The organism is Tabrizicola sp. (assembly GCF_031377265.1).
In the GTDB taxonomy this organism is placed as follows: domain Bacteria; phylum Pseudomonadota; class Alphaproteobacteria; order Rhodobacterales; family Rhodobacteraceae; genus JAUYQR01.
On the sequence record NZ_JANMET010000155.1, the window covers coordinates 1 to 4289 of the forward strand.

General features: G+C 64.3%; 4 protein-coding genes. 2 read left to right on the top strand and 2 right to left on the bottom strand.

Annotation, left to right across the window (positions count from 1 at the left end; translation table 11 throughout):
- Together RMO18_RS08770 and RMO18_RS08775 are read left to right on the top strand one after the other, a co-directional pair.
- Positions 1-338, top strand: a 338-nt coding sequence (locus RMO18_RS08770) for a pseudouridine synthase (protein WP_309665295.1), incomplete at its 5' end; no start/stop codon positions are given.
- 151 nt (positions 339-489) lie between these two features.
- Positions 490-2034: an FMN-binding glutamate synthase family protein gene (locus tag RMO18_RS08775; protein ID WP_309665298.1), complete on the top strand. Its 1545-nt coding sequence runs from the start codon at positions 490-492 to the stop codon at positions 2032-2034.
- Between the two features lie 49 nt (positions 2035-2083).
- Here the strand turns inward: RMO18_RS08775 and RMO18_RS08780 are convergent, their stop codons facing one another.
- Positions 2084-2713 carry a hypothetical protein gene (locus tag RMO18_RS08780; RefSeq protein ID WP_309665296.1) on the bottom strand — a complete coding sequence of 210 codons (630 nt, stop codon included), beginning with the start codon at positions 2711-2713 and terminating at the stop codon, positions 2084-2086.
- Positions 2714-2942: 229 nt separating this feature from the next.
- Positions 2943-4289: FAD-dependent oxidoreductase (locus RMO18_RS08785; RefSeq protein ID WP_309665297.1), on the bottom strand; the 1347-nt coding region annotated here is incomplete at its 5' end.

Here is a 4289-nt window from a genome sequence, read left to right on the forward strand (position 1 = left end):
GCCATATCGACCTGCCCGTCGGCAGCGATTGGGACTACCGCCCCCGCCAGAAGGTCACCCCCGAAGGTCGCCCCGCCCAGACCGATTGGCAGGTCATCGCCCGCTCTGACAGCGAAACCCGCGTGCGTCTGACCCCGCGCACCGGGCGCAGCCACCAGCTTCGCGTCCACATGCTGGCGCTTGGTCACCCGATCCTTGGCGACCAGATCTATGCCACCAGCCCCGATCTTGGCCCCGCCCGCGCGCATCCCCGTCTGATGCTGCACGCCGAAACCCTCGGCCTGCACCACCCCGCTACCGGCGATTGGGTCACCTTCACCGCCCCAACGCCTTTCTGAATTCCGTTAACGCAGTTTCAAGTTCCGTGGTTAACTCTGGCGCGACCCGTAGCTCCGGAGGCCAGCCGTGCCAACCTTGTCGACCATCTTTACCCTGCGTTACGCACTGATCACCTGGCCCGCCATTCTTGCCGTCGCGGCGGCGGCTGTCATGCTTCGCTTCCCCGGTCAGGTGTGGTGGGTTTTGCCCCTGGCCGCGCTTTTCGTCACCTCGGTCCTCGTCGGCCTGCACGATCTGCGCCAGACGCGCCATGCCGTTTTGCGCAACTACCCGGTCGCGGCCCACCTCCGCTTCTTGCTGGAAAGCATCCGGCCCGAGATGCGGCAGTACTTCTTCGAAGGCGACAAGGACGGTGCCCCCTTCGCCCGCGACCAGCGCGCCATCGTCTATCAACGCGCCAAGCGTGATCTCGACAAACGGCCCTTCGGCACCCAGAACGATGTCTACAAGGAACAGTACGAATGGCTGCACCATTCCATCGCGCCACAACCCGTCACTCCGGTTTCGGCCTTGCGTGTGACCGTGGGTGCCGCGCAGAAGCAACCCTATTCCGCCTCACTGCTCAACATCTCGGCGATGAGCTATGGCGCGCTGTCTGCCAATGCCATCCGCTCGTTGAACCGGGGTGCCAAGGCGGGCGGCTTTGCGCATGACACCGGCGAAGGTGGCGTTTCGCCCTACCACAAGGAATTCGGCGGCGATCTGATCTGGGAGGTCGGCTCCGGCTATTTCGGTTGTCGCGGCGACGGTGGTGGCTTTGATGCCACCCGCTTTGCGGACGTGGCTTCTGACCCGCAAATCAAGATGGTGGAACTGAAGCTGAGCCAAGGTGCCAAGCCCGGCCATGGCGGCGTGCTGCCCGCCGCCAAGGTGACCGAGGAAATCGCCCGCATCCGTGGCGTGCCAATGGGGCAGGATTGCGTGTCGCCCGCGCATCACGCTGCGTTTTCCACCCCCGCCGGCCTGCTGGAGTTTGTCGCCCGGATGCGCGATCTGTCAGGTGGCAAACCGGCGGGTTTCAAGCTTTGCATCGGCCACACGTGGGAATTTCTGGCGATCTGCAAGGCAATGGTGGAAACCGGCATCACCCCCGATTTCATCGTGATCGACGGCAAGGAAGGCGGCACCGGTGCCGCACCGCTGGAATTCATGGATCACGTCGGCATGCCGCTGCGCGATGGCCTGACCTTTGCCCACAACGCCCTTGTCGGTATCGGCATGCGCGACCGCATCCGCCTTGGCGCGTCCGGCAAGATCACCTCGGCCTTTGACATGGCCCGTGTGCTGGCGCTGGGGGCCGATTGGTGCAACGCCGCGCGCGGCTTCATGTTCGCGGTCGGCTGCATTCAGGCGCAGTCCTGCCATACCGGCCAATGCCCCACCGGCGTCGCCACCCAAGACCCCCTGCGCCAGCGTGGCATCGTGGTGCCAGACAAGGCCGAACGCGTCGCCAATTTTCACCACAACACCCTGCATGCCCTGGCCGAACTTGTGGCCGCAGCGGGCCTGTCGCACCCGTCTGAACTCAAGCCCCACCACTTCCAGCGCCGCGCCTCGTCTGACAAGGTGATCTCCTTCGCTGAACAGTATGAACAGATGCAGCCCGGCCAACTGCTGACCGACCCCGCCTCCTCCCCGCGTTTCGGCGCGTCTTGGGCCGTGGCCAGTGCCGGCAGCTTCGCACGGACGGGGTGACCCGCCCAAAGAATTTTCACGATGATTGCGGCCCTGCAGCGGGGGCAGTTCAGTCCATCGCCTCGCAGACCATATCCAGTCGGTTGAAGATAAGGATCGTCCCGACAATGCTTCCGTCGTTCTTGGGGTCCTGGGCCTCCAACATCGCCCGGCGCTGATCGTCCCGACCGGCGAACAGAAACCCGACCGGCGTGCCGGTTGCCGGGTTCTGAATTCCGAACACCACCGCATCGTCCGCCGCAGGCTGCTCCTCGCCGCGCTCAATTCTGCAGCTGGCCATTTCTGCCAACGGTCCATTGGTCGAAAACGCCGAAAAGGTCGCCTTCAGCGCCTCAAAACCCTGCGTATCATGCACCACCAGATCCGGCGACTGCGGCCCGTCTTTCGGCTTGGCCGCATGCACCACGATCGACACCGACAGATCATCGGCGGTCTTGCTGCGGATATGCAAAAATCCGATGCCGGTCGCGCCATCCCGGCAATCGCTCAACGTGCTGCCGTCGACAGAAGTATGCACAAGGCGGCAGTCGTACCCGCTCATGTCAACAAAGCCATCCGGGCCGATAGAGGCGACGACGGTCTCGATGAAGCTGCCAATCCCTTGCGCGCCCGCCTGCTCCCCAAGCGCGGGGGCAGCCAGCAAAGCCAATATCGGCGCGAACAACGGAACACCCTTCATCTCCATCCCCTTCATGCCGCAGTCTCGCTAGACCCTGCCATGCGCGCGGTCAATGCGGCAACCCTGCGCCGGGGCGTCGCCCGCAAAAGCCGCCGCCGCAGTGATTCGCCGTCCATGGTTAACGGCCCCTTCCTCTGCCGCGCGTGGAGACGGAATGAAGACGCAAGGAAGACGAAAAGAAGACATCAGATTTCGGCTCAACCCCCTGATCTAACGCACAGAACGCAAGTCAGATCGCCAGACCGATCTTGCGCCCCTCATAAAACGCATAAGCCGCCAAACGCGGTGCCGCACAATCCCCGATCCGATGTGTCACCTTGCCCTCGAACCCCTCCGGGAACGGATCAAACGCCACATTCGTCGTCGCCATCACCAAGCCGGAGGCGGCGATGGTTTCCTCCTTCCCGGTCAGGAAGTTTCGCACCGTCACCCCGTTGCCATGCCAGCGGACAAGGCAGTGTTCGGTCAGCATCCGCACCCCCAAAGCCCCCATCCGCCGCCGCGCCGGACCATCCGCCGCCGTGCGGGAAATCTCTTTGCCAACAAAGGGATCGGGGGTCACGATGGTCACCGCTTTCCCCTGTTCCGCCAGCGCCCAGGCCGTCCCCACCCCGCGCCAGTTGCCGCCCTCGTCATAAACGACCACCGCATCGCCCAACCGCGCCTCGCGCCGCATCACCGCCTCGGGCGACCACACGCCCCCCGCGTCAATCCCCGGCAAACGCGGCTCATTTGGCAACCAGCGCTGGAACCCAGTCTCCTCCGGCAAAGACCCGGTGGCCAGCACCAACACCTCAGCTGGATGGGTCGCAAGCTGCTGTTCCTCAGGGAAAACATTCAACCGCAGCCGCACCCCCAACCGGTCAAACTGCCGCTCGTACCAGCCCAGCAGATCGAGAATCTGTGCCCGCCGCGGCTGCATTCCCGCCAACCGGAATTGCCCGCCAACCACCGGCAAAGCCTCGACAATTTCCACCCGATGCCCCCGCTCCGCCGCCACCCGTGCGGCCTCAAGCCCCGCAGGACCCGCACCCACCACCAGCACATCCCGTGCCACCGCGGCGGGCACAAACCGATCGCCGCCCCATTCAAACTCGCGCCCCGCCGACGGGTTGATCAGGCAGGAAATCCAGTAGTCGCGCGACCGCCGCCCCCAGCACATCTGGTTGCACGAAATGCACCCCCGCACATCCTCCGCCCGCCCCTCCGCCACCTTTCGCGCCAGATGCGGATCGGCAATCTGCCCCCGCACAATCGACACCAGATCCGCCTCGCCGCTGGCAATGATCGCCTCGCCATTCTCCGGCGTCCGCACCCCCGCCTCCGAGGTGACAACCGCATGTTTTACCAGTGCTTTCAGCTGCACCGTCAGCGGTGTGGTCAGCTTTTCCGCATGGGTGAACGGCGGGATGATCGCCTCGAATTCCAGATAGCTGCCCGATCCCACCGTGACATAATCCAAATGCCCGGTCGCATCATGCAAGGCGATGATCTCGCACAAGGATTCCGCCGAAAGCGTCACGTCGTAGCCCGTCGAATAACTCACCGCCAGCCCCACGATGAACCCTTCGCCGCA